Source organism: Leucobacter sp. cx-328 (genome assembly GCF_014530035.1).
Lineage (GTDB): Bacteria > Actinomycetota > Actinomycetes > Actinomycetales > Microbacteriaceae > Leucobacter.
On record NZ_JACVMX010000001.1, the window covers coordinates 486292 to 510885 of the forward strand.

Genomic DNA, 24594 nt, shown 5'->3' on the forward strand with positions numbered 1-24594 from the left:
ACACATGATTTGCGAAAAGTGGGCGGCATTCTCGTAAGTGTTAACGGCGACGCGGTCGTCGTTCTCAACACGAAGCACAACATGAATCAACAATTAGGAGGCGACGATGAGCAGCACAACGACGAAGCGCACCATTCGTGGCGCAGTGTTGAACCAGTTGGGCGCAGAAGCTCCGTACACCGCAAGCCGACCCATCACTATCGATGAGGTTGAGCTCACCGGTCCTGCAGCTGGAGAGGTCCTCGTTCGCATCGAAGCGGCGAGCATCTGCCACTCGGACCTGTCGGTTGTTAACGGCTCGCGTCCCCGTCCCGTTCCCATGCTTCTCGGCCACGAGGCAGCCGGCATCGTAGAAGAGATCGGCGACGGCGTCACCGACGTTCAGCTCGGCCAGCGCGTTGTCCTGACATTCCTGCCCCGCTGTGGCGAGTGCGCAGAGTGCCTGACCGACGGCCGCCTGCCGTGCTCGGCAGGCTCGAAGACCAACGAGGTCGGCACGCTCCTCAGCGGCAGCGAGCACCTCACCCGCAACGGCGAGAGCGTCAAGCACCACCTCGGTTGCTCTGGCTTCGCTGAGTACGCGGTTGTTGACCGTCGCTCGATCGTTCCGGTCGGCAGTGACGTTCCCGCAGACATCGCAGCTGTTCTCGGCTGTGCGGTGCTCACCGGTGGCGGTGCGGTACTGAACGCGGCGAAGCTCACCTCAAATCAGTCGATCGCAATCGTTGGTCTCGGCGGCGTGGGCATGGCCGCACTCCTCACTGCTCTCGCAGTGAAGCCGAGCAAGGTCATTGCTGTTGACGCGAACGAGCAGAAGCTCGAGCTCGCGAAGGAGTGGGGCGCCGATGAGGCGTACACCCCGCAGCAGGCAGCAGAGCAGGGCATCATCGCTGACGTCGTGATCGAAGCAGTGGGCCACCCCCGCGCATTCGAGACCGCGTACAAGATGATCGGCTTCGGCGGCACGCTCGTGACTGTTGGTCTCCCGGCTCCCGGCGCGATGAGCGAGATCGAGCCCCTGAAGCTCACCGCTCGCGCACAGTCGGTCATTGGCTGCTACCTCGGCTCGGCCGTACCTAGCCGCGACATTCCCAAGTTCGAAGAGCTCTGGCGTGCAGGCGACCTGCCGCTTGAGCGCCTCATTAGCGGCACCATCGAACTCGACGAAATGAACGAGGGTATGGACGCTCTCGCTTCAGGCAACGTGCTGCGACAGATTATTCGCATGCCGGCAGCCACCGCATAACTTTTCAATTTTTCTCTTCATCACGTAGTACCTCAAAGGAAATAATCATGAGCACTCCTCAGCACTTCCGCGTAGCAATCCTCGGCTCCGGTTTCGGTGGCCTCGGCATGGCAGCACAGCTCGTTCGCGCAGGCGAGAACGATTTCGCAGTCTTCGAGAAGGCCGACGGAGTCGGCGGCGTATGGCGCGACAACACCTACCCCGGCGCAGCTTGCGATACTCAGGCACACGTCTACTGCTTCACCTTCTTCCCGCACACCCGCGTTTCGAAGATGTTCGCAGGCCAGGACGAGATGCTCTCGTACCAGGAGCAGCTCCGTGACGCGTTCGGCATCGAGAAGCACATGAAGTACAACTCGGAGATCACCGAGGCTCGTTGGATCGAAGAAGAGGCACACTGGCTCATCTCGCTCGCAAACGGCGAGCAGTACACCTCGGACTTCTTCGTACCGGCTTGGGGTCAGCTCAACGCACCCAAGATCCCGAACTGGAAGGGCCGCGAAGACTTCAAGGGCGAGCAGTTCCACTCGGCTAACTGGCGCCACGACCTCGACCTGACCGGCAAGAAGGTCATCTCGATCGGTTCGGCAGCTTCGGCAGTGCAGTACGTTCCCTTCGTTGCAGAAGAGGCTGGCCAGCTCGAGGTATTCGCTCGTTCGGCAAACTACATCCTGCCCCGCGACCAGATTGAATTCACCGAGGAGCAGCTCGACGCGTTCGAGGCTAACCCTGAGATCTTCGAAGAGTCGCGTCGTGCGATCCACGATCTGCGTGAAGCAGGCTTCGAGCGCACCCGCCTGAACACCGGCGGCCAGGCTGAGGGCGCGAAGGAGTCGCTCGACTACCTCGCATCGGTCATCGAGGATCCCGAGCTCCGCGAGAAGCTCACCCCGACCTTCGAGTTCGGTTGCAAGCGCATCCTCCGCACCTCGGCGTACTACCCGACCTTCCTCCGTGACAACGTTTCGCTCGTCACCGAGGGCATCGATCACTTCACCGAGAACGGCATCGTCACCACCGATGGTGTCGAGCACGAAGCAGACGTCGTCATCTACGGCACCGGCTTCTACTCGCAGAACTTCCAGGGCAACATCCAGATCATCGGCCGCGACGGCGTAAGCCTCGCTGACCGCTGGGGCACCGAGGACGCTGAGGCGTACGTTGGCCTCACCGTTGACGGCTTCCCGAACATGTTCCTCATGTACGGCCCGAACACCAACCTGAACCACAACTCGGTTGTCACCATGCTCGAGATCCAGCAGGCATACGTCAACGACGCGCTTGCAAAGACCGCTGACATCGAAAAGGTCTCGGTTGACGTTCGCCGCGAACGCCTCGACCAGTTCAACGAGGCAATGCAGGAAGAGATGAACGGTTCGGCGTTCTCGAGCGATTGCTCGAGCTGGTACAAGAACTCGAAGGGCAAGGTCATCAACAACTGGTCTGGCACCGTTGAGGAGTACCGCTCGCTCGCTGGTGAGTTCAACATGGATGATTACCTCGTTCGTTCGGCAGTTCCGGCAGCGAACTAATGACGATCGTTCCGATCAACGTGGTGGCCGCGGACCAGCGAGAGCTGGTCGCGGCCTTCCGCGCATCCGGGGGCAAGTCGTTCCAGGACGCAGAGACGATGGCAATCTCGCGCCAGAACTATGAGGTCTCGAGCAAGGCAAATGGTCTTGCACCTGACCCCATCGCGCACATCGAAGATGTGACGGTTGGTGCTGGCGACGACGCGTTCAAAGTGCGGGTCTACGATCCGCGCCCCGAACGCAACGCAGCTGACGGCGTGATCGTATTCGCGCACGGTGGTGGCTGGGTTATCGGCTCGCTCGAGACTCACGACACTGCTTGCCGCCGACTTGCGAGCCTCACCGGCCTGCCCGTCGTGGCGATCGACTACCGCCTCGGCCCGGAATTCCCGTTCCCTGCGGCGCACATCGATTCCGCGCTTGCGGTCGAGTGGATCCGTGACGCGGCAGCCGAGCGCGGTTGGGACGCCCAGCGGATTGTGACCTGCGGCGACAGCGCCGGCGGTGGCATCGCGACCGCACTTGCATTCGAACCTTCGATGCAGGTTGAGGGCACGACGATCGCGGCTCAGGTGCTGTTGTACCCGGTGCTTGATCTGTCAGCTGAGTCTGCTGGCTACGCACGTATCACCGAGGGCTTCCCGCTCACGGCAAACACGATGCGTTGGTTTGCGCAGGAGTTCCTTGACCCGTCGACGGCAGACGCGGATCGCGCAGACCACCGCGTCTCGCCGCTGCTCGCAGCGCGCGAACCCGGTGCAAAGGCACAGCCGCCAGCGTGGATCATCACGCTCGGGCTCGATCCGCTCGCGGATGAGGCGCTTGAGTACACGCAGCTCCTCGCGACCTCGGGTACGCACGTCGAACTCACGCACCTGCCGGGTAACGCGCACGGCATCTTCACCTCGGCCGGTAAGATCCAGGCCGGTGAAGAGCAGCTTGCTCGCGCAGCGGAGTTCATCACTCGCATGGTGTGATGCGCGCCGCGTGTGTGGCATGAACGAGTGAGGGGGTGGGTACCTGCAGGTACCCACCCCCTCACTCGTGTGGTGCGGATTATGCCGCCGCCCGGAGTTCCTCGAGCGCTGCAAGCACGCTGGGAAGCCATGCGATTGCTACGTCACTTCCCATGTCCCACGATGATGCATCATGTCGGCCGTATTCGCCGACGCGTGTGGCGCCCTGAGCGGTGAAGCGACGGTCGATATGTTCGCTACCCTGGCTATAGGTTTCTTCGTAGAAGGTGTCGCCGAGACCAAACATCGCGTACTGCAGCCCGGTGAGATCTGGCAGCACCTGGTCGAATGCTTCAGCGAAGGGAATCGCGGTGTTGGGAAGGTCGCCCTCGCCGTGTGTTGAGCAGATGACGATGGTGAACCGGTCTGGTGTGAGATCGGCTGGGTCAAAGTTCTGGAGATCGTGGACCACAACATCGTCGTTGGAGTCACGCAGATGCGCACCGAGGTCTTCGGCGATGAGTTCTGAGTTTCCGGACTCGGTGCCGTAAAGAACAGTGAATTTCATGACTGGTTGGTTCCTTTCGAGGAGACGTGAGATGTCTGAATTACCCGCGGGCAATCTTGACCATGTGCGTGTGATCGGGAAGCTTGTGGCGCACGCGATTCGCGAGCGCGGTGCTGCGTTCGTGTGCATCCAGGCGAAGCCAGTCGTCGTAACTGACGGCGCGGTCGCGAACGGTGCTTGGCAGTCCGGCGAAGCCGGTCTTGCCAACTGGGCTGAGTGTCCCGCTCGCGATGTCGGCGAGAACCTCGTCAGCGACGCTCTTCGCGCAGGCGCGGTTTTCGGGAATGGCGCCGTTTGGGCCGCGCTTGGCCCAGCCGGTTCGGTACAGGCCAGCAGCCAGGCGGCCGCTCGTCGCCGGCGTTGCCGTGAGCGCGCTCAATGGGTTATCGGGGTCAGAAGCAAAACCGACCGCGGTGATGACAGATGTTGCTGGGACAACTGTGGTCTCGTTGCCGACGGCAAACTCGACACCGGTCACGTGATCCGCGCCCAGGATGCGTGTGGGGATCGCACCGAAAAGTACCTGCACCTCGGGGCCAGGCGCCTGCGCGCGATCGGGGGAGAACAGGTCGGCAAAGGCGGCGGAGCGGGCAACCGCTGTGCGATCTGCTGTGGGATCTGCGGCAGTGGCCGTTGCCGACGAGTAGCGCGCACGGGGGAGTGCGCCGAGTTCCTTGATCATCTGCGGATCTCCCTTGGAGTCAGCTGCACGAGACCTGCTCGCGAGCGTCACGCGATGCGCGGGAGAAGACAGATAAGCGCTGAGATAGGTGTCGTTGATGTCACTCGCGTCGTAGCCGGTGGCATCCTTGACCAGGAAGCGCAGAATATCGAGGGCAACATTACCCGCCCCAATAATGACAACGTCTGTCCCGAAATCTGGTTGGAGCTCTGCCGATTCTGGGTGCGAATTCAGAGCGCGCGTGATTTCGCCTGCGCCGTGTACACCTGGGAGGTCGGCACCTGGAATATCCAGCTGGCGATCAATTGTCAGGCCGGAAGCCAGGATGACCGCATCGAAGTGCTCTTGCAGATCGGCGAGCGTGAGGTCCCTGCCGATTTCGATGTCTCCGGCAAAGTGTGCGGCGCCGCTCGTGAAGAGTCGTTCAAACTGGCGCGTGATGGCTTTTGTGTGCTGATGGTCCGCAGCTACGCCGTAGCGAATGAGCCCGAATGGCGAGGCGAGGCGATCAAAGATGGTGATGCTGCTTTCTGGCAGGCCGCGCGAGAGCGCTTGGGCGAGGTAGCAGCCGGAGGGGCCTGCTCCAATAATCGCGATGTGCAGGTTCGCAGGTGACGACATCTCTAGCTCCTTTGCTTGAGTGGTTCGCGTGCAATGGCACTAGTGTACCCATAAAGATTCGTTCAATGAATGTTTTATTGATCAAAATTCTTGAAAGGTAAAAGTTTCGTTGAATTTGCTTGCAATCTAAAACATTCATGGATAGCTTATTGCTGACCGGCCGCAATGATGCGACGGCGGCCGAAGCATGATTTATTCGACAAAGGAGTACGAATGACTGGCCAAGATACCCACACAGACGTGCCGTATTTGGACATCGCTTCACCAGCATTTGCGATGAACTCTGAAGAGGTCCGAGATGCACGTGAGCAGAGTTGGTATGCAAAGACCAACTACGGGTACGGCATCCTCCGGTACAAGGAAGTGACCGAGCTACTGAAGCACCCGAGCCTGAACCAGGGCAGTGCAAAATGGCCGGAGCATCACGGGGTGCACACCGGTATCTTCTACGAGTGGTGGGCGAAGAACCTCCTAGTGCTTGAAGGGGATGAGCATCACCGCATTCGCCGACTCCTGAACCCTGCTTTCTCGCCTGCTGTTGCGCGCCGACTTGAGCCTGAGTTCGCTGACATTGCGAACGAGCTGATCGCCGAGATGAAGGCGCTGCACGCTGCCGGGAATGAAGTTGACTTTGTCGCTGCGTTCTCTGAGCCGTTTGCGACACGTGCGCTCTGCGCAATGATGGGACTCGATCACAAGCACTGGAAGTTCATTGCTTCTCGCGCGAACACCGTCGGTTACGCGCTGAGCGTTTCTATTAAGGAAGATATTGAGGCGATCGATGAGGCAGTGAAGGAGCTCTATGACTTCGTTGATGAGCTCATCGAGGAACGCCGGGCGAACCCTGGCGAAGATGTCGTCTCCCGACTCGTGCAGTTCTCACAGGCCGATGACAAGCTCACGACCGAAGAACTGCGAAACGCGCTCGTACTTATGCTGTTCGGTGGCATGGACACCACCCGTAACCAGATCGGCCTGCTCCTGCAGACGTTCATGCGCAACCCCGACCAGTGGGAATTGCTGGCAGCGGATCCCGCAAAGTACGCCAAGCCAGCGCTCGAAGAGGGGCTCCGCGTAAACCCCACCACTCGCTGGGTGACGCGCGAGGCAAACGAAGACTTCGAATTCAAGGGGCTGCAGATCGCAAACGGCACCACGGTGCATCTTTTCACGATGTCGAGTGGAACCGACCCCGAAGCGTACCCGGATCCTGATATCGACCTCAATGCGACTGACCGGAAGCAGCATCACACCTTTGGTGGCGGTGTGCATCACTGCCTCGGCCACTACATCGCGCGCGCAGACATGAGCGTTGCGCTTCCGCTACTTGCTCAGGCCTTCACCGATATCACCTGCCCCGGCGGCGATGAGTGGCTTCCCGATTCGGGAAACCACGGTCCAGTAAAACTCCCCATCACATTCACCGTACGCTAACGACGCGACACGGCATTACGAACCTTCCAAAGACGAAAGGGACCTCATGTCTGATCTGAAAACGGGTGGCAGCTTCGGCGCTGCCATGCGTGAAATTCTCGCGGATGACACCGCGTTCGCGCGACATCAAGCCGCCAACCTCCGACCAGAGGTCGTGCAGGCGCTCAGCGACAAGATCCGCGAATCCGGGGTGAAGTACATCTACTACATGCTCCCGACGCTTGGCGCACGCACGGTCGCGAAGGTGGTGCCAGCAGAACTCTACGAGCGCATGCTGAAGAAAGGCATCGCCTTCCACCGCACCGCACTGACAGATCTGCAGACGAGCCGTGAGGGCGAACTCATCGGCGGCGGCGTAGACGCACACGAGTTTTGGGGTCTCCCTGAACCAGAGACCTTCCAGGTGCTGCCGTGGGATACCGAGGTCGCTCGTATCTTCTGCACCGCATACGATCCGCCCCATCTTGGTGCGGGCGGTGGCCGGCTCGTGGCGCTCGATACTCGTGCGCTCCTCAAGGCAGCGATGCGTGGCTTCACCGAGCGCACCGGTCTGGAACTTCGCTCGGGACTCGAACCCGAGATGACCTGGATCGGCCCCGGTATTGAGCCAGTCTCGAAGGAAGACCAGAGCCCTGCGTACCAGGTGGAGAACCTGGAAAAGATGCGCCCGGTATTCAAGAAGGTGTACGGCTACGGCAAGGCCCTCGACTTCACGATGATTCAGGGTGATTACGAAGACGACGGCCAGATTGAGCTCAACTGGGACTATGACCGTGCAGACCTCACCGCAGAGCGCATGACCACCTACCGCCAGATCTGCAAGCAGACGGCACGTGAACTCGGACTCCAAGCGAGCTTCATGGCGAAGCCGTACAACGGCAAGATGGGTAATGGCTGCCACCACAACCTCAGCCTGTGGAAGGTCGACGGCGACGGCCCAGCCGAAAACGTCGTTGAAGACGGCCGTGTCGAACTGCACGCGACGGAGCTTGCGCGGCACGCGATGGGCGGCATGCTTCGGCACACCCCCGGTTCGATGTTGGTGATGGCATCGACTGTGAACTCGTACAAGCGCTTCTGGGACGCTGGTCAGTTCGCGCCGTCGGGAGCCGATTGGGGCCTCGATACCCGTGGCGTTGCGATCCGCATTTCTGCCAACGGCCGTATGGAATACCGCCTGCCAGACGCGAGCGTGAACCCGTATCTCTCGCACCTGTACTTGCTGGCCGCAATTGAGCACGGTCTGGAGTCGCGGATCGATCCCGGCGAACCGGGCCAACTCAGCGACGAAGCAAATGGTGGTCTCGTGCCGAACACGCTCGGCATGGCAATCGAGGCGTTCGAGGCAGATGAGTACCTCATGAACGCAATGCCAGAAGAGCTGACGCGCATCTTTGTGCAGCTCAAGCGTGACGAATGGGCCCGCTACTGCGGCGTCATTACACAGTGGGAATTTGATCAGTACTGGGAGGCAATTCCGTGAGCACCAACAACGAACGAATCATCAAGCTGGCATGCATCGATTCAGAGGCACTGCCGCTGTTCTCGAAGAGCCAGGACGGCAAGACCCGTGGCGGCTACGAGCCGGAGGCTGCCGCGCTGGTCATGTCGCGGCTCGCGGGCGGCGCGGCCAGCGTCGAGTGGATCATGGTCCCGTGGGACGACATGATCCCGACCGTACGTGCCGGCGGCGCAGACGCGGTCTGGTGTGGCCAGGGCATGACGGCAGAGCGCGCAGCGCTCGTCGATTTCACCCATCCGTACGCCGTGTTCAATGAGACCTTGATCGTGCGCGCAGATGACCCTGCACGCTCGGCCGATGATCTTGCCGGGTACAAGATCGGTGCAATTACCGGATCGACGAACATGAAGCTCGCTGAAACCTTCCCCGGCGTCGAGCTTGTCCACTTCGGCGCGAGTGACGACGTCTTCAAAGACATGATCGAGGCGACCCGTTCGGGCGAGGTCGACGGCTTCGTTGACGACGACGTCGTCATGATTCCGCTCGGGCAGGAAGACCCCGACTTCGTCGAAGCATTCACCGTACTCACGGGGAACCGTTGGGGCATCGGTGTCGCACCAGGCAACGACGAGCTGCGAACCGAAATCAACGCAGCCATCGAGTCGGCCATCGCAGATGGCTCACTCGAAGCCGTCTGGAAGAAGTGGATGCCGCTTCTGCCATTCCCGCTGAAGAACGCGGCGTAATGGTACAGCACACACAGACGCAGGCGGTGCCGCGAATCGGGGTGACCGGCATGTGGTCGAACCAGGTGCACGGACTCCGATTCGACGGCAGCGCCGTCGCCGGCGCGGTCCTGAAATCAGTGATCCGCGCCGGCGGTGAGCCGCACACGCTCTTTGCGCTGAGCAGTCTCGAACCCGCGGAGCGCCTCGTCGGCCTCGACGCATTGCTCGTGCCGGGTGGGGCAGACGTCGCACCTGCCCGCTATGGCGAGGCAGTTGGTGAAGCCACGCTCACCGCTGACTTTGCGGAGCAGGATGAGTTCGAAGCCGGACTCCTTGCCGCAGCAATCGAGATGGGGCTTCCCGTGCTCGCGATCTGCCGCGGATTCCAGCTCCTTAACGTCGAGCAGGGCGGCAGCCTAGTCCAAGACGTTGCACCAGACAGCATGCATCGCAACTCGGTGCACGACGTCACACTCGAACCCGATTCACGCATGGCAGACGTCCTCGCCGCGACGCAGCTGCCGGTGTCGTCCTATCACCACCAGGCGATTGGGCGGATCGGTGCCGATCTGCGCGTGGTCGGTCGCGCACCCGATGGCGTGGTCGAGGCATTTGAGCATGTGGCTGCACCAGTTTTGGCAATGCAGTGGCATCCTGAAGACACCGCAGCTGAAGACGGGCGCCAGCAAGCGCTCTTTGACTGGCTCGTGACCAGCGCACAGCGCTACCGAGAGGAACAGGGACGATGACCGCACGCGTACTCGTTGTCGAGCATCAGAAGAACGCTGGCCTTGGTCAGCTCGCACCGCGCCTGCGCGCAAACGGACTCGAGCTCGTCACCGTTGGACCAGACACCGGGGAGTCTGTGCCCGGCTCGCTCGATGGATTTGACGCGCTCATCGTGCTCGGTGGTGCCATGGGACCGACCGAAGACGAACGGGCTCCTTGGCTCCCCGCCACTCGCAGTCTCATCACTGAGGCGATCGACAGTGAGACCCCGATGCTCGGCATCTGCCTCGGCGCGCAACTGCTCGCGACGGCGGCCGGCGGTCATGTCCGCACGATGCCTGCTGGTCCAGAAGTCGGCCTGTGCAAGGTCGAATTCGCTGAGTCTGCAAGCGCGGATCCCGTGTTCGGTGGCATTGCAAGCTCATCACTTCCGGTTGTGCAATGGCACTGGCTCGAAGCTGACACCTTGCCGCTGAACACCGAGGTCCTGGCCTCAAGCGATGCGTGTGCGAACCAGGCATTCCGCGTGGGATCGAAGGCATGGGGCGTGCAGTTTCACCCAGAAGCGCTTGGCCCAACCGCAAGCGACTGGGTCGATGAGGATCCTGACAGCCTCGATGAACTGGGGCTTGATCCGCGCCAGATCATCGCAGCGGTCACTGATGCCGAACCGCGGCTCGGAGCGGCATGGTTGCCGATCGCGGATCGCTTTGCCGCGGTCGTCACGCAGGCGAGCTAGACGGCGTCACAGAACATCGCTAAACCAGCACAACACGTGCTCATCAGCTACTCGGCGAGCAGCAGCTCAAGCCCGATACTCAGCGGTTCTACCGGTACCCGGCGGAACCCAACGAGATCGTGGGGGATCTGCGTACCTGGCAGGTAATTCGCCGAATTGCTGATGAGCACGTTGTTGTGCGTGCCGATAAGAATTGCGTCGGTGGGGCAACCGAGCAGCAGCGGCAGCAGGCTCTTTTCGAGGTCTGCGAGCTGAATGTCATTTCCGATGACGCCGATGCGAGTGCCGTTGAGCGTCGCCGGCAGGGTCAGCGTGGTCACGTATGCTTCCACACCGAGGTAGTCGAGGTACGGACCCACAAACACCGGGACGTCTTCGTGGAACGCGCGAATAAACCACTCGTGGTGTTCGTAATCGTAGTAGCGGTCACCGCCAGGCACGACGCCAAACGAGTAGCGAGCAAACCGCTGCTCATCCTCTCGCACCCACCACTCGATGTGCCCGTTCTCGGTTCCCATTGCAGATCGTGAGAAGATGAGCCCACAGCCGTCTACTGATGCGTTGTCTTCAAGGTACTGTTCAGCGATGAGGCGAAGCTGACGCTGCATCCTTGCCGTCACATCGATCAGGCCATCGGTGTTCAGCTCGATCTTCGCGAGGAAACGATCTGACAGATCTGCCAGGCGTGAGAATCGATCGGTGAACCAAGCGTTTACCGCATCGACGGTTCCCTGGGTGCGCAGTGAAGCGGTCATTGCTTCCCCTTCGTGCCAGAACGGACATCCCCGGCTGCTGGGGGCACTACCTCGCCACCATCAAGCTGTTTGCGGTTGAGAGCAAGCTTGCCGTTGATGATGAGGTGCATGTTGCCGTGCACATGCTCGACGGCGAGCCGCTCTGCAGTCTGCGCGTCCTGCTGTTCGATTGCCATGACCATCGCGAGGTGCTCAGTGAACGCGAGGTGCGTGGACGCGCTGCAGACCTCGTCGCACCAGAGGAACGGGGAAAGCTCAGACTGAAGTCGCTGTTCGGACGCAAGGAGTCGCGCCGACTGGCTCAGCACCGCGATTTCAAAGTGGAAGCGGCTGTCAGCCATCGCACGGTCACGCATGGTGCGCGCATCGCGGGCCTGAAATGCAAACTCTGCGAGGCGCGTACGCTGTCCGAGTTGTGTGCGCTCTGCCGCGAGCCGTGCGGCCATTCCAGAGATCGCAGCGTGCTCATCAAAAAAGTCGCGGAGCGCGATCACGCTCGTGCGCACAAGCGACGCGCACAGTTCTTCTGGCTTGGGAAACGGGGTCTGCACGATGAACGTGCCGCCACTGCGCCCGCGACGCGTTTCAACGACGCCCTGCTCACGGAGCTGGGCGAGCGCCTTCCGTAGGGTCGCCACAGCGATCCCAAACTGATGCGCAAGATCAATCTCAGGTGGCAGCCGTTCACCCACGCTGAGCATGCCCATCGAGATCGCCGATGAGATGCTCTGCGTCACCGCGGCGACGCTCGACGACTGAGCATCAGCGTCGAGCGAAGCCGCGGTCTGACCGAGTGACGGTTGCCCCCAAGCGTTCACCTGAGAATCAGTCCTCGAAGCGAGTAGCTTGCTCGATAATCTGAGCCTGCTCAAGCGCGTGGATCTTTGCCGAACCGGTAGACGGTGCCGCCGAAGCACGGCGTGACACGACCGAGAACGAACGCTGATCCGTCATGTGGCGGGGGTACCACTGTGCGATGAAGGGCCATGCGCCCTGGTTCTGGGGCTCGTCCTGTACCCACACCAGCTCAGCGTTCGGGTACTTCGCCAGGATCTGCGACAGTTCTGCACCGGGAATGGGGAAGAACTGTTCAAGGCGCACGACTGCGATGCGAGGATCGGGGTGCTTCTCAAGTTCGCCGAGGATATCGTAGGTGACCTTGCCAGAAGTGAGAACCACGCGCTCTACGGCTGCGGGATCGGTGATCCGCGCATCATCAATGACCGGCTGGAAAGCGCCGGTCGTGAAGTCTTCAACGCTTGAGGTCGCATTGCGCAGGCGCAGCATTGACTTCGGGGTGAAGACGACGAGCGGTTTGCGCGGTCGAGCGTACGCCTGGCGGCGCAGCAGATGGAAGTAGTTCGCTGGCGTCGACGGATGGCAAACCGTCATGTTGTCCTCAGCGCAGAGCTGGAGGAAACGCTCAATGCGTCCTGACGAGTGGTCGGGCCCCTGACCTTCGAAGCCGTGGGGGAGCAGCATGACGACCGACGAACGCTGACCCCACTTCTGCTCTGCAGACGAGATGAACTCATCGACCACCGACTGGGCGCCGTTGACGAAGTCACCGAACTGCGCTTCCCAGGCGACGAGTGCGTCTTCACGCTGCAGCGAGTAGCCGTACTCGTACGCGAGAGCTGCGTACTCAGAGAGGAGGGAGTCGTAGATCCAGAAGCGTGCCTGCTCTTCTGAGAGGTTGAGCAGCGGGATCCATTCTTGGCCGTTTGCGCGGTCATGGAAGACCGCGTGACGCTGCGCAAAGGTGCCGCGTCGTGCGTCCTGGCCAGCGAAGCGTACCGGGGTGCCCTCGATGAGGAGCGACCCGAGCGCGAGCAGCTCGCCGAAGCCCCAGTCAATACCGCCGTTTCGGCTCATCTCGTGACGCTTCGTCAGCAGGCGCTGCAGCTTCTTGTGCACGGTGAAGCCCTGTGGCGGGTTGATGTGCGCGTCGCCGATCCGCTCAACGATCGAACGATCGACGGCCGTATCAAGTACCACCGGGGGAGTGACGGGCTCCGGTGTGAGGTTCGTCTCGGGGACGATTGTCTCAATGATCGGAATCGAGCCGGTCTGTGCCGCATGCGTCTCCATGAACGCAAGCTCGAGTCGGTTCTGGAAGTCTTGCTTTGCCTTCTCGTACTCTTCTTCAGTGATGTCACCACGGCCGACGAGGCCTGAGGTGTACAGACGACGCGTCGAGCGCTTCGCCTCGATGAGGTCGGTCATGAGCGGCTGGGTCATCGACGGATCGTCACCCTCATTGTGGCCGCGACGGCGGTAGCAGATGAGGTCGATGATGACGTCGACGTGGAAGCGCTGGCGGAACTCGTACGCGAGGCGCGCAACGCGAACAACCGACTCGGGGTCATCACCGTTGACGTGGAAGATCGGCGACTGCACAACCTTTCCGACGTCTGACGCGTACACTGCCGATCGCGAATCGCTTGGCAGTGTGGTGAAGCCCACCTGGTTGTTGATGATGATGTGGATCGTGCCACCGGTACGGTAACCGCGCAGCTGCGACATTTGCAGGGTCTCGTAGACCACGCCCTGACCCGCCATGGCGGCATCGCCGTGAATGAGGATCGGGAGAGTGGTGAATGAACCGATCGGCTTGAGATCTTGCTTCGCGCGAACGATACCTTCGAGGACACCGTTCACCGTCTCGAGGTGCGAGGGGTTCGCAGCAAGGTGAATCGGAACCTGGGTGCCGTTTGGAGCTGTGAAGACACCGGTTGTGCCGAGGTGGTACTTCACATCGCCAGAGCCGGTCGAGGCTTGTGCACCCTCGAACTCACGGAAGATCTGGCCGTACGTCTTGCCCGCAATGTTTGAAAGCACGTTCAGGCGACCACGGTGCGCCATGCCGATATCGACGCTGTCGACACCGTCTTCTGCGGCGTCAATGAGCATGGCATCGAGGAACGGAATGACCGACTCTCCACCCTCGAGACTGAACCGCTTCTGGCCGACGTATTTCGTCTGGAGGAAGGTCTCAAAGGCCTCAGCCTCGTTGAGCTTCTCGAGGATACGCATTTGCTCGTCGTGATCGGGCTTCGCGTAGGGAACCTCGAGCTGCTCGCGGATCCACATGCGCTGGGCCGGGTCCTGGATATGCATGTACTCGACGCCGATCTTGCGGCAGTACGAATCACGGAGCACACCAAGAATGTCGCGGAGCTTCATCGAACGCTTGCCGCCGATTCCGCCGGTGACGAACTCACGGTCGAGGTCCCAGAAAGTCAGGCCGTGTGACTCGATCTCAAGGTCGGGGTGTGTGCGCTGTACGTACTCGAGCGGATCGGTATCAGCCATCAGGTGGCCACGAACGCGGAACGAGTTGATCAGCTCCTGCACGCGTGCCGACTTGTCGACCGCGCCCGAGATATCAACGTGGATGTCCTGGCCCCACTGTACGGGCTTGTACGGAATACGGAGCGCTGCGAAGACCTCTTCATAGAAGTCGTGACCGCCTGTGAGTCGTTCATGAATGAGCTTCAGGAACTCACCAGAACCAGCGCCCTGAATGACGCGGTGGTCGTAGGTACTCGTGAGCGTGATGGTCTTGCCAATGCCAAGGTTGTTCAGGATCTCTGGCGAAGAGCCCTGGAACTCAGCCGGGTATTCAAGGGCGCCTGCGCCGATGATGCTGCCCTGGCCGGGCATGAGGCGGGGGACCGAGTGTACGGTGCCGATACCGCCAGGGTTGGTGAGCGAGATCGTGGTGCCCTGGAAATCAGCTGCGCCAAGCTTGCCGCCGCGAGCGCGCTGCACGAGGTCTTCGTACGCATCAAGGAATGCGTTGAACGTAAGCGTTTCTGCGCGCTTGATTGACGGGACGAGGAGGGCCCGGTCGCCGTTGGCTTGGGGCACGTCGATCGCAATGCCGAGACCGATGTGAGCCGGCGAGATGACGGCAGGCTTGCCATCTACCTCACCGTAGGCGACGTTTTGCGCGGGGAAGTTCTTGAGCGACTGGATGATTGCCCAGCCGATCAGGTGAGTGAAGGACACCTTGCCACCACGGCTGCGACGCATGTGGTTGTTGATGACAATGCGGTTGTCAATCAGCAGCTTCGCGGGAACCGTACGAACGCTCGTTGCGGTCGGGACCGAAAGGCTTTGGTCCATGTTCTTTGCGAGGGTGCGTGACATTCCACGGAGCGGCGTCGTCACAGGGGCCGAGTCTGCTGCGGTCTCGGTGGGCGCTGCGGCGCTCGCGCCGCGATGCGGGGCATCCGCCGGGATCGGGGTGAGGCGGGGTGCCGTGTTCGTTGTGCGAGCAGGCGTTGCCTGCTGCGTCGGAATCGGCGTTGTCGCTGTGGGAACCGCTGCAGCTGCGGGCGCAGGAGGCGCGGGCGGTGCAGGAGGTGCGGCGGCTGCGGGCGCGGCAGCAGAAGCCGCGGTCTCCTCAGCTGTCAATGCTTCAAGAACCGGCCACCACGATGCATCTACGGAGTGTTTGTCGACGATGAACTTCTTGTACATCTCATCGACAAGCCAAGCGTTTGCGCCGAAGTCCTCGGCGGATCCGTCGTGATCAGTCGTGCTCGTGTGCTCAGCCACAGCTACTTCCTCTCATGTCGCGCTCGTAACAGGGCGCGTCTTTGATGCCACAGAAGGAGCTACGGCGCTCCTTCGCGTCTCTAGCCTACGGGGTTTTGGGGTGGAAAAAGTTTGGAAACACCCATCTATTTTCAGGATCTGACTGGTAATGTTTTTTGAATCATGGACGCAGGCCCTCGAAGATCGTCAGACCCCCCGAGTAGTAGCCGTGCATTTGCACGGCATCAGTTCCCCCATTGGGGGTGGCGATGAACGAGTGGTGGCTCCTTCTCGTCGGAATCCTCCTCACCCTCGGAACAGGCGTGTTTGTTGCCGCCGAGTTTGCGATGGTTGGCCTGGATCGGCACGACCTCGAACGGCGCAGAGACGCAGGCGAGACCGGTCTCGACCGAGTCATTCGTGCGCTTGCGCACACGTCTACAAACCTTTCTGCGGCTCAGCTTGGCATCACGCTGACCACGCTGCTCGCTGGTTACACGCTCGAGCCAGCGGTCAGTACATTGCTGCAGGTGCCCCTGACCGCCATGGGCGTCTCGACATCCTTCCAGAGCGTGATCACGGTGCCCATTTCGGTTGCGATTGCGACCGTCTTCTCGATGATTATCGGCGAACTCGTTCCCAAAAACTTTGCAATCGCCATGCCGTTGGCAACAGCGCGACTGGTGGTTCCGCTACAGAGCGCATTTACTGCAGTGTTTCGGCCAGCGATTGCTGTGCTGAACGGCAGTGCGAACGCGCTGTTGCGTTCCGTTGGTATCGAGCCAGTCGAAGAGTTGAGTGGTAGTCGCAGTGCTGAGGAGCTCTCATCACTCGTGCGTCATTCAGCGAGCGCAGGTCTGCTCGAAGCTGACACCGCGACGCTGCTTGATCGCACCCTGCGATTTGCCGAGCTGACCGCGGCAGACGTGATGACTCCGCGACTCAAAATGGAGAGCATTCAGCGTCTTGAGCCTGCAAGCGCGGTGCTTGAGCTGTCTGGCCGCACTGGTTTTTCACGCTTCCCCGTCATTGACGAGGATCGCGATGACGTCGTCGGTATCGTGCATGTGAAGCAGGCTGTCGCCGTTCCCCGCGAGAAGCGTGCCGACGTCCCGGTTGCTGCACTTGCTGAAGACGAACTGCGCGTACCCGAGACCATGCGTCTCGACCAGCTGCTCGGCGAGCTTCGTGAGCAGGGCTACCAGACCGCCATTGTCGTTGACGAATACGGTGGCACCGCCGGCTTGGTCACCCTCGAAGACCTTGTCGAGGAGATCATCGGCGAGGTCGCCGACGAACACGACCGAGCATCGGCTGGCGTAGTCGGATCCGCAGAAGAAATGACCTTCCCCGCCGACCTGCGTCCTGACGAAGTTCTCGCACAGACCGGCATCGAAATCCCTGACGACGGTGAGTACGACACGGCCGCTGGCTGGGTGCTCCAGGAACTGGGGCGGATCCCCGAAATCGGCGACGAGGCACACCTGCCGAGCGGAGCAACGCTCCGGGTCGAACGCATGGAAGGCCATCGCATCGCGCGTCTTCGCTACATCGCGGCTCCGCTGCCAAAGGAATACGAAGACGAACTGGTGACTGAGCGAGAGGAGGAACGACGATGAACGACTGGGCCGGAATTATGTGGCTCGTGGTGCTGCTCGCCGCGAACGCATTCTTTGTTGCCGCGGAATTCGCTGTGATCTCTGCGCGTCGCTCGCAGATCGAACCGAAGGCTGAGGCCGGTTCGAAGCGAGCCATCACCGCGCTCTACGCGATGGAGCATGCGACGCTGATGCTCGCGACAAGCCAGCTTGGCATTACCGTGTGTTCGCTGCTCATTCTGAACGTGTCTGAGCCGGCAATTCACCACCTGCTGCAGGGCCCGCTCGCATGGACTGGCATGTCGGTAGCGACCGTGAACATTGTTGCCTTCGTTCTGACGCTCACCCTCGTGTCATACCTGCACGTCGTGCTCGGCGAAATGGTGCCGAAAAACGCGGCGTTCTCGATGCCTGACAAGGCCGTGTTGCTGCTCGCTCCGCCGCTCGTGTTGGTATCGAAGGTGTTTAAGCCGCTCATTGCCGGCCTGAACGCGATCGCGAACGGTGTGCTGCGCCTATTCAAGGTTGAGCCGAAATCAGAGACCAACAGCACGTTTACGCTCGAGGAAGTCGCGAATATCGTGAGTCACTCGACGCGCGAAGGAGTGCTGGAAGATCGAAGCGGCGCGTTGTCTGCGGCATTCGAATTCACGGCAAAGCATGCGGGCGATGTGCTGGTGCCGCGTACGGAGCTTGTGACGATGCCGCTGGACGCGACGCCAGCTGATGTTGAAGCTGCGGTTGTGAAGCAGGGCTTTTCCCGATACCCGATCGCTGACGAGAGTGGTGCGTTGCACGGCTACGTGCACATCAAGGACCTTGTGCGCATCCAGGATTCGCGTATCAACGATCCAATTCCCGCAAAGCGTATTCGTGACATGATGCGGGTTCCCGCGTCGATGGATCTCGAAGATCTCCTCGCTGAGATGCAGGCGAGCGGCATTCACGTTGCCCGCGTGCAAGACGTGGCCACCGCCGAAGACCTTGGTGTGGTCTTCTTGGAAGACGTCATTGAAGAACTCGTTGGTGAGGTGCACGACGCGACGCGTCGCCAGAAGTACGCCTAGTTTCTGCCGCCGCTTGCGGAGTGGGTCAACCCCGCGAAAAGGGGTGTTTCTCCCGAAAAGGCCACTTTCATGCGTTTGAAAGACCCTATCTCGACAGAAACACCCCATTTCGCGGGGTTGGCGCAAGAAACTTTTCGCGGGGCGAGCGCAAGAAGCGTTTCGCGGGGTTGGCGCAAGAAGCGTTTCGCGGGGTTGGCGCAAGAAATGCGGATCCTAAACCGCAACCCCGAGCAACCGTGTGAGCTGCGCGCCAACAAACTCGAACTCAATCAAGAACGCATCGTGACCGAAGGGTGAGTCCAACCGCACGGCTCGATCGCCGTCGAGGGCGCCCGGTACGTGCAACGCGATCTCATCTTGACCGTCGAGCGTGAACAAGCGGTCGCTCGGAATGCCGATCACCAGCGTGGGAACCGTGATCGTGGTGAGCGCAGCACGCACACCACCACGTCCGCGACCGACATCGTGTGAACTCATGGCCTGCACGAGTGTGAGGTAGCTGTTCGCGTCGAAACGGCGGGTGAACTTATTGCCGTGGAAGTCGAGGTACGACTCAACGGCGAAGCGCCCACCCTTGCCAAGTGGACTCACAGCAGACTGCCATGACCGGCCGAATCGCTCGTCAAGTTCGCGGTTACTGCGGTAGTTGAGCAGCGCGAGGCGGCGCGCGGTAGCGAGACCGTGGTGTGGGCCGATGCCGTCTGGGGCGTCGTAGTAGTTGCCGCCGCGGTAAGCAGGGTCAGAACGAATGGCTTCGAGCTGTACGAGGTTGAGGCCGATCTGATCCGCCGTGGTGACGGGCGGTGACGCGATCACCGCGAGGCGATCTGCGCGTTCGGGGTACATGATGGCCCACTCAAGGGCGTGCATGCCGCCCATAGATCCGCCAATTACTGCAGCGAATTTCGGTACACCGAGCGCTTCGGTGAAGCGGGCTGCCGCGTGTACTTGGTCACGAACGGTGAGGTACGGGAAGCGGCCTCCCCACTCGCGGTTGTCAGATGCGAGCGAGCCTGGTCCGGTCGATCCTTGACAGCCGCCAAGCACGTTGGGTGCGATGATGCAGTACTTGTCGGTGTCGAGGTGCTTGCCAGGGCCGACGATTTCTTCCCACCAGCCGCTTGTCGCGTGGCCGGAGCTTGCGGGGCCAACGAGGTGACTGTCACCGGTCAGCGCATGAAACACGAGGATTGCGTTGTCTCGCGCCTCGTTGAGCTCGCCGAAGGTCTCGTACGCAATGCGCACGTGAGGGATCGTCTCGCCCGCCTCGGTATCGAGCGCTCCAATGTTCAGGAACTGACGATCGCCAACGGGGTCGCCGTCCCGCCAGCCGCCGGAAATCGGCGGACGACCCATGAGCGCGCGCAACTGCGCGTCGGTGATGAAGTCTGTGGGAAATGAATCCTCGGGTGTCTGCCAGTCCATACTCCCTATTGTGGACTGGTTCAGAAATTCGCGTGACATTGTTACGGAACCGGGTTGGGGCAGTGGTGGCGGATCCGCACACCCCACCACACACAACGACGCGGGCGCTGCCCGGGCCCCAAATGGAGCTCAGGCAGCGCCCGCGTGCAGCGTGCGTAGCCGAAGGTTACGCGTTGTTTGCGACGACCGCGCGAGCGGCTGCGAAGCCCTGCTCGAGGTCTGCCGTGATGTCGTCGATGTGCTCGAGGCCGACCGAGAGCCGGATCAGACCGGGGGTCACGCCGCCCGACAGCTGCTGCTCAGGGGTGAGCTGCGAGTGGGTCGTCGACGCGGGGTGGATGACGAGCGAACGCACGTCGCCGATGTTCGCGACGTGGCTGAAGAGCTCAAGCGAGTTCACGAACGCCTTGCCCGCTTCAACGCCGCCCTTGAGCTCGAACGAGAGCACTGCGCCGACGCCCTTGGGTGCGTAGGTGTTTGCGGCTGCGTAGCTCGGGTCGGTCGGGAGACCTGCGTAGTAGACAGTTGCAACGTCAGCGTGCGAATCGAGCCACTCAGCGGTGTCCTGAGCGTTCTGGGTGTGGCGCTCCATGCGCAGCGACAGGGTCTCGACGCCCTGCAAAAGCTGCCATGCGCTGAGGGGAGCGATTGATGAACCGAGGTCACGAAGGAGCTGAACGCGTGCCTTGATGATGTAGGCGATGCCGTCGCCGACAGCGCCGGTGTAGCTCACACCGTTGTACGAAGCGTCAGGCTCAGTGAGATCGGGGTAGCGCTCGACGTGCTGTGACCAGGGGAACTTGCCGCCGTCGATGATCGCGCCACCGAGGGTGGTGCCGTGGCCGCCGAGGAACTTGGTGACCGAGTGGAGCACGATGTCAGCGCCGTGCTCCAGCGGGCGAATGAGGAAGGGGCTCGCCACGGTGTTGTCGACGATGAGGGGCAGGCCGTTTTCGTGTGCAACGTCAGAGACGGTGCGGATGTCGAGCACCTTGGTGCGCGGGTTCGCGATCGACTCTGCGAAGAAGAGCTTCGTGTTCGGGCGAACTGCGCGCTGCCACTCTGCGGGATCGTCCTGGTTCTCGACGAAGGTGACCTCAATGCCGAGCTTGCCCAGCGTGTACTTGAAGAGGTTGTAGGTGCCACCGTAGATCGAAGCCGACGATACGATGTGATCGCCTGCACTCGCGATGTTCAGAACCGCGAAGGTCGAAGCTGCCTGGCCGCTCGACAGCAGGAGTGCCGCGGTGCCGCCCTCGAGTGCAGCAAGGCGCTGCTCGGCAACGTCCTGCGTGGGGTTGGTGATGCGCGTGTAGATCGGGCCGAACTCAGCGAGTGCGAAGCGGTTTGCTGCCTGCTCGGTGCTGTCGAACACGAATGCGGTCGTCTGGTGAATCGGCAGCGCGCGCGAGCCCGTCGTTGGGTCGGGCTGCTGGCCAGCGTGGATCTGCTTGGTCTCAAAGCTCCAGGCGGTCTGTTCAGTCATGTTGGATCCCCCGATAGTGAAAAGATGTGGGCGGTGTAGGTCTGAGTAAGACACTATGAGGTTCCCACACAACCGGCAACGCAATACGACACGAAGTGTAACCTTGAGCCAGAATCCCGACCGGGTGCTGTTTTGCACGAATGGAGTCCCCATGCACAATCGCGTTGTTGTCACAGGAGCTAGCTCAGGAATTGGCGCTGCAACGGTGCGTCGTTTCGCCGAGTTGGGATGGGAAACGGTTGCCGTTGCGCGCCGCGCAGACCGGCTGCAGGCGCTCGCTGTAGAGACTGGTGCGCACGTCATCGTCTGTGATGTGACTGACGAGGCCCAGGTTGCTGCGATGGCTGCTGAGGTCGCGCGCACGGGCGGCGCGAACGCACTCGTGAACAACGCCGGTGGTGCGCTCGGCACGGAGCGGGTTGAGGATGCCTCAAACGATGACTGGCGCGCAATGTTCGAGGTCAATGTGATCGGTTTGCGTACGGTGACTGCCGCCATGCTGCCGATCCTCCGCGCTGCGACGGAGCAGGCGGATCCCGATGCCACCGGCGTCGATGCCGGGCACGGGTGGGCCTCCATTTTGAACCTCACCTCGACTGCTGGTCACAGCGCGTACCCCGGTGGCGGTGGCTACAACGCGGCGAAGTATGCTGCCCACGCGGTCACCGAGGTGCTGCGACACGAGCTTGCTGGCGAGCCGATCCGCGTCATGGAGCTGGCCCCCGGTCTCGTGCACACGGAGGAGTTCACGCTCAACCGGCTGCGCGGCGACGCCGCAGCTGCAGAGCGGCCCTATGCTGACGTCACCCCGCTGCAGCCGGAAGATGTCGCGCGCGTGCTCGTGAACGCATTCGAACAGCCGCCTCACGTCAACCAGGACCTCATCGTGATCCGCCCGGTCGCTCAGTCGAGTGTCTTCCACACGCGTCGCGGCCCGCTCGCCGCACGCATCGCAGAGTGACGCAGATGGCAGCAACACTCACTGATCTCGTCGCCACCGGCCGCATGGCGCCAGACTGGGCCGAGGCACTCGCCCCGGTCGAGGCTGAAATCGCGGCTGCGCTCGAATTTCAGGCTGCCGAGCGGGCGGCGGGAGCAGTGGTGCTCCCGGAAGAGGCGCGGATCTTCGCCGCCTTCACCCAACCTCTCGCAGACGTGCGAGTGCTCATTGTTGGCCAAGACCCGTACCCGACACCTGGCCACGCGATCGGACTGTCATTTTCCACTGCGCAGGAGGTGCGGCCGCTGCCGCGCAGCCTTGCGAACATCTATCGTGAGCTCGCGACTGACTTGGAGATTGCACCGGCGGATCACGGCAACCTCACGTCCTGGGCTGATCAGGGCGTGCTGCTCCTCAACCGCGTGCTCACTGTGCGCGCGGGAGACGCAGGCTCGCACCGCGGCCACGGCTGGGAGGCAGTGACTGAGGCCGCGATCCGCGCCCTCGCGAAGCGTGGCGGCCCGCTCGTTGCCGTGCTGTGGGGCGCTGATGCGCGCAAGCTCGCACCGTTGCTCACAGGCGTCGAGATCGTCGAGAGTGCGCACCCGTCGCCGCTGTCGGCGTCGCGCGGGTTCTTCGGCTCGCGACCGTTCAGTCGCGTGAATGCAGCGCTCAGTGCGCAGGGGAGTGACACGATCGACTGGCGCGTGCCGCAGGCGACGCTGTGGGACGACTGGGCGTAGCTCGTCACTGACTAGACCGGCTGCAGACCGGAAAGATGCTCGAACACGATCTGCGTTTGCGTTTGTGCGAGCGCAGGACGGTTGCTCAGGTGTTCGGCGATAAGCGCGCGCAACGCTGAGACGCTCTCGCACGACACATGGAGCACGAGATCCTTTTCGCCGCCGATGAGGAACACTTGCTGTACCCCAGGCACCGAGCGCAGGTCTTCTGCGAGTACCGGGACCTGGTCGCGCTGATCCGCGCGCACGGCCACGAGAATGAGCGCGCTCACCGCACGGCCGAGGGCTTCTGGGTCAATGTCGGCTTGGTATCCGCGGATCACGCCGCGCTCCTCGAGCGCTTGCACTCGGCCGTGGCAGGTGGACGTAGGGATTCCCACCTGCGCAGCGAGCTCTTTGTACGGCATACGTCCGTGGCGAGCGAGTGCGGTCACAATCTTGCGGTCGATGTCCGTGAGGTGAACTGTGCTCAAGATCGACTCCTTATCCACGTCATGTACTGAAATTTTTACGAATTCTTGCTAGTTTTCCGGAATCCTTCCGAAATGGCCAGACCTAATTCGGACATACTGGCAAACTAAGGCAACCAACTCGAACCGCAACGGAGGGAATTCGGTGCCACTCTACGATCTCAGTCCCATCGTGACACCGGAGACCCCGCATTGGCCGGGCGACCAGGACTTCACCCGTGCCGAGCGGTGGCGCATTGCCGATGGCTCATCGGTCAACGTTGGTACCGTCACGACCACGACTCACATCGGCGCTCACATCGACGCCCCAGCCCACGTCGTCGATGGCGCAGCGACGGCCGAGAACATTCCACTCGATGCGTGCATCGGTGACTGCCTGGTGATCGATGTCGCCGATCTCGTCGACCTTACGGTTACACCGCACAGCCCGGCACCGGTGGCTGCGATCCGAGTGCGGATGGCACAGCTCCTACACCGCACACAGCAGATGCAGCCCACTGCGGCGAGCGCGGTACCGATGACGGTCGAGCGGGTGCTGCTGCGGCACCGATCCGCACCGGGAAACGAGTGGTTGATTGCATCTCCTGGTCTCGACCCTGAGTTCGTGGCCTGGTTTGCGGAGCAAGGCGGGCGCCTGATCGGCATCGACCTTGATTCGTTTGATCCGCTCACCTCGAAAGACTTGCCAGCGCATCGCGCGGCCATCGCTGGTGGCGTCGTCATGCTCGAGGGGCTTGCGCTCGCCGCAGTTCCTGAGGGCGTTGGCGATCTTGCGGCACTTCCGGTCGCGTGGGCTGGCGCCGACGCTGCCCCGGTGCGCGCCGTATTGCGCACGTAGCACGAACCGATGCTGTTTCAGCTGTAGACC

General features: G+C 61.6%; 21 protein-coding genes. 13 read left to right on the plus strand and 8 right to left on the minus strand.

The window, feature by feature from the left end; translation table 11 throughout:
• Window positions 1-106 precede the first annotated feature (106 nt).
• Genes ICL81_RS02035 through ICL81_RS02045 form a run of 3 tightly spaced genes read left to right on the plus strand, consistent with a single transcriptional unit; the run spans window position 107 to window position 3755 of the window.
• The gene (locus ICL81_RS02035; protein WP_188033297.1) at window positions 107-1246 is read left to right on the plus strand and encodes an alcohol dehydrogenase catalytic domain-containing protein; all 1140 of its coding nucleotides are present in this window, start codon (window positions 107-109) and stop codon (window positions 1244-1246) included.
• A 47-nt stretch (window positions 1247-1293) separates the two neighbouring features.
• A complete protein-coding gene (locus ICL81_RS02040; protein WP_188033298.1) occupies window positions 1294-2778 on the plus strand; it encodes an NAD(P)/FAD-dependent oxidoreductase in 1485 nt (494 codons plus the stop codon).
• Window positions 2778-3755 (plus strand): alpha/beta hydrolase, encoded by a 978-nt coding sequence (locus ICL81_RS02045; RefSeq protein WP_188033299.1) that lies wholly within the window; start codon window positions 2778-2780, stop codon window positions 3753-3755. Before ICL81_RS02040 ends, ICL81_RS02045 begins: the two co-directional genes overlap by 1 nt.
• A gap of 79 nt (window positions 3756-3834) precedes the next feature.
• Here the strand turns inward: ICL81_RS02045 and ICL81_RS02050 are convergent, their stop codons facing one another.
• A complete protein-coding gene (locus ICL81_RS02050; protein WP_188033300.1) occupies window positions 3835-4302 on the minus strand; it encodes a flavodoxin domain-containing protein in 468 nt (155 codons plus the stop codon).
• A 40-nt stretch (window positions 4303-4342) separates the two neighbouring features.
• Window positions 4343-5605 (minus strand): FAD-dependent oxidoreductase, encoded by a 1263-nt coding sequence (locus ICL81_RS02055; RefSeq protein WP_188033301.1) that lies wholly within the window; start codon window positions 5603-5605, stop codon window positions 4343-4345.
• 213 nt (window positions 5606-5818) lie between these two features.
• Between ICL81_RS02055 and ICL81_RS02060 the strand changes: the two genes are divergently transcribed.
• Genes ICL81_RS02060 through ICL81_RS02080 form a run of 5 tightly spaced genes read left to right on the plus strand, consistent with a single transcriptional unit; the run spans window position 5819 to window position 10697 of the window.
• Window positions 5819-7039: a cytochrome P450 gene (locus ICL81_RS02060; protein WP_188033302.1), complete on the plus strand. Its 1221-nt coding sequence runs from the start codon at window positions 5819-5821 to the stop codon at window positions 7037-7039.
• Window positions 7040-7085: 46 nt separating this feature from the next.
• Window positions 7086-8522 carry a glutamine synthetase family protein gene (locus ICL81_RS02065; protein ID WP_188033303.1) on the plus strand — a complete coding sequence of 479 codons (1437 nt, stop codon included), beginning with the start codon at window positions 7086-7088 and terminating at the stop codon, window positions 8520-8522.
• Window positions 8519-9247 carry an ABC transporter substrate-binding protein gene (locus ICL81_RS02070; RefSeq protein ID WP_188033304.1) on the plus strand — a complete coding sequence of 243 codons (729 nt, stop codon included), beginning with the start codon at window positions 8519-8521 and terminating at the stop codon, window positions 9245-9247. Before ICL81_RS02065 ends, ICL81_RS02070 begins: the two co-directional genes overlap by 4 nt.
• Window positions 9247-9978: a gamma-glutamyl-gamma-aminobutyrate hydrolase family protein gene (locus ICL81_RS02075; RefSeq protein WP_188033305.1), complete on the plus strand. Its 732-nt coding sequence runs from the start codon at window positions 9247-9249 to the stop codon at window positions 9976-9978. Before ICL81_RS02070 ends, ICL81_RS02075 begins: the two co-directional genes overlap by 1 nt.
• Window positions 9975-10697, plus strand: coding sequence for a type 1 glutamine amidotransferase (locus ICL81_RS02080; protein WP_188033306.1), 723 nt, complete (start codon window positions 9975-9977; stop codon window positions 10695-10697). The genes ICL81_RS02075 and ICL81_RS02080 overlap by 4 nt, the downstream gene beginning before the upstream one ends.
• A 47-nt stretch (window positions 10698-10744) precedes the next feature.
• On the opposite strand, the gene ICL81_RS02085 is transcribed toward ICL81_RS02080, so the two are convergent.
• From ICL81_RS02085 to ICL81_RS02095, 3 genes are read right to left on the minus strand one after another with little or no spacing between them, the layout of a single operon-like run.
• Window positions 10745-11452 (minus strand): cache domain-containing protein, encoded by a 708-nt coding sequence (locus tag ICL81_RS02085; RefSeq protein ID WP_188033307.1) that lies wholly within the window; start codon window positions 11450-11452, stop codon window positions 10745-10747.
• A complete protein-coding gene (locus tag ICL81_RS02090; RefSeq protein WP_188033308.1) occupies window positions 11449-12270 on the minus strand; it encodes a GntR family transcriptional regulator in 822 nt (273 codons plus the stop codon). Before ICL81_RS02090 ends, ICL81_RS02085 begins: the two co-directional genes overlap by 4 nt.
• 7 nt (window positions 12271-12277) lie before the next feature.
• Entirely contained in the window at window positions 12278-16018 is a 3741-nt protein-coding gene (locus tag ICL81_RS02095; RefSeq protein WP_188033309.1) for a multifunctional oxoglutarate decarboxylase/oxoglutarate dehydrogenase thiamine pyrophosphate-binding subunit/dihydrolipoyllysine-residue succinyltransferase subunit, read from the minus strand.
• A gap of 248 nt (window positions 16019-16266) precedes the next feature.
• On the opposite strand from ICL81_RS02095, the gene ICL81_RS02100 reads away from it, so the two are divergent.
• Entirely contained in the window at window positions 16267-17616 is a 1350-nt protein-coding gene (locus ICL81_RS02100; protein WP_188033310.1) for a hemolysin family protein, read from the plus strand.
• Window positions 17613-18662, plus strand: a complete 1050-nt coding sequence (locus tag ICL81_RS02105; protein ID WP_188033311.1) for a hemolysin family protein — start codon at window positions 17613-17615, stop codon at window positions 18660-18662. Before ICL81_RS02100 ends, ICL81_RS02105 begins: the two co-directional genes overlap by 4 nt.
• A 213-nt stretch (window positions 18663-18875) precedes the next feature.
• Here ICL81_RS02105 and ICL81_RS02110 read toward each other — a convergent pair whose 3' ends face one another.
• Window positions 18876-20087 carry a homoserine O-acetyltransferase gene (locus ICL81_RS02110; protein WP_188033312.1) on the minus strand — a complete coding sequence of 404 codons (1212 nt, stop codon included), beginning with the start codon at window positions 20085-20087 and terminating at the stop codon, window positions 18876-18878.
• Between the two features lie 166 nt (window positions 20088-20253).
• Window positions 20254-21573, minus strand: coding sequence for a bifunctional o-acetylhomoserine/o-acetylserine sulfhydrylase (locus ICL81_RS02115; RefSeq protein WP_188033313.1), 1320 nt, complete (start codon window positions 21571-21573; stop codon window positions 20254-20256).
• Window positions 21574-21724: 151 nt separating this feature from the next.
• Between ICL81_RS02115 and ICL81_RS02120 the strand changes: the two genes are divergently transcribed.
• Window positions 21725-22534: an SDR family NAD(P)-dependent oxidoreductase gene (locus ICL81_RS02120; protein WP_188033314.1), complete on the plus strand. Its 810-nt coding sequence runs from the start codon at window positions 21725-21727 to the stop codon at window positions 22532-22534.
• A gap of 5 nt (window positions 22535-22539) precedes the next feature.
• A complete protein-coding gene (locus tag ICL81_RS02125) occupies window positions 22540-23256 on the plus strand; it encodes a uracil-DNA glycosylase (RefSeq protein WP_188033315.1) in 717 nt (238 codons plus the stop codon).
• A gap of 11 nt (window positions 23257-23267) precedes the next feature.
• Here ICL81_RS02125 and ICL81_RS02130 read toward each other — a convergent pair whose 3' ends face one another.
• Window positions 23268-23729: an Lrp/AsnC family transcriptional regulator gene (locus ICL81_RS02130; RefSeq protein WP_188033316.1), complete on the minus strand. Its 462-nt coding sequence runs from the start codon at window positions 23727-23729 to the stop codon at window positions 23268-23270.
• A gap of 142 nt (window positions 23730-23871) precedes the next feature.
• On the opposite strand from ICL81_RS02130, the gene ICL81_RS02135 reads away from it, so the two are divergent.
• Window positions 23872-24564: a cyclase family protein gene (locus ICL81_RS02135; RefSeq protein WP_188033317.1), complete on the plus strand. Its 693-nt coding sequence runs from the start codon at window positions 23872-23874 to the stop codon at window positions 24562-24564.
• The last annotated feature ends 30 nt before the right edge of the window (window positions 24565-24594 follow it).

Coding starts and splice junctions, on each gene's coding strand:
- ICL81_RS02075 (WP_188033305.1), top strand. CDS start 9,247: ATGGTACAGCACACACAGACGCAGGCGGTGCCGCGAATCGGGGTGACC.
- ICL81_RS02065 (WP_188033303.1), top strand. CDS start 7,086: ATGTCTGATCTGAAAACGGGTGGCAGCTTCGGCGCTGCCATGCGTGAA.
- ICL81_RS02100 (WP_188033310.1), top strand. CDS start 16,267: ATGAACGAGTGGTGGCTCCTTCTCGTCGGAATCCTCCTCACCCTCGGA.
- ICL81_RS02045 (WP_188033299.1), top strand. CDS start 2,778: ATGACGATCGTTCCGATCAACGTGGTGGCCGCGGACCAGCGAGAGCTG.
- ICL81_RS02085 (WP_188033307.1), bottom strand. CDS start 11,452: ATGACCGCTTCACTGCGCACCCAGGGAACCGTCGATGCGGTAAACGCT.
- ICL81_RS02120 (WP_188033314.1), top strand. CDS start 21,725: ATGCACAATCGCGTTGTTGTCACAGGAGCTAGCTCAGGAATTGGCGCT.
- ICL81_RS02105 (WP_188033311.1), top strand. CDS start 17,613: ATGAACGACTGGGCCGGAATTATGTGGCTCGTGGTGCTGCTCGCCGCG.
- ICL81_RS02080 (WP_188033306.1), top strand. CDS start 9,975: ATGACCGCACGCGTACTCGTTGTCGAGCATCAGAAGAACGCTGGCCTT.
- ICL81_RS02060 (WP_188033302.1), top strand. CDS start 5,819: ATGACTGGCCAAGATACCCACACAGACGTGCCGTATTTGGACATCGCT.
- ICL81_RS02040 (WP_188033298.1), top strand. CDS start 1,294: ATGAGCACTCCTCAGCACTTCCGCGTAGCAATCCTCGGCTCCGGTTTC.
- ICL81_RS02050 (WP_188033300.1), bottom strand. CDS start 4,302: ATGAAATTCACTGTTCTTTACGGCACCGAGTCCGGAAACTCAGAACTC.
- ICL81_RS02035 (WP_188033297.1), top strand. CDS start 107: ATGAGCAGCACAACGACGAAGCGCACCATTCGTGGCGCAGTGTTGAAC.
- ICL81_RS02110 (WP_188033312.1), bottom strand. CDS start 20,087: ATGGACTGGCAGACACCCGAGGATTCATTTCCCACAGACTTCATCACC.
- ICL81_RS02125 (WP_188033315.1), top strand. CDS start 22,540: ATGGCAGCAACACTCACTGATCTCGTCGCCACCGGCCGCATGGCGCCA.
- ICL81_RS02115 (WP_188033313.1), bottom strand. CDS start 21,573: ATGACTGAACAGACCGCCTGGAGCTTTGAGACCAAGCAGATCCACGCT.
- ICL81_RS02055 (WP_188033301.1), bottom strand. CDS start 5,605: ATGTCGTCACCTGCGAACCTGCACATCGCGATTATTGGAGCAGGCCCC.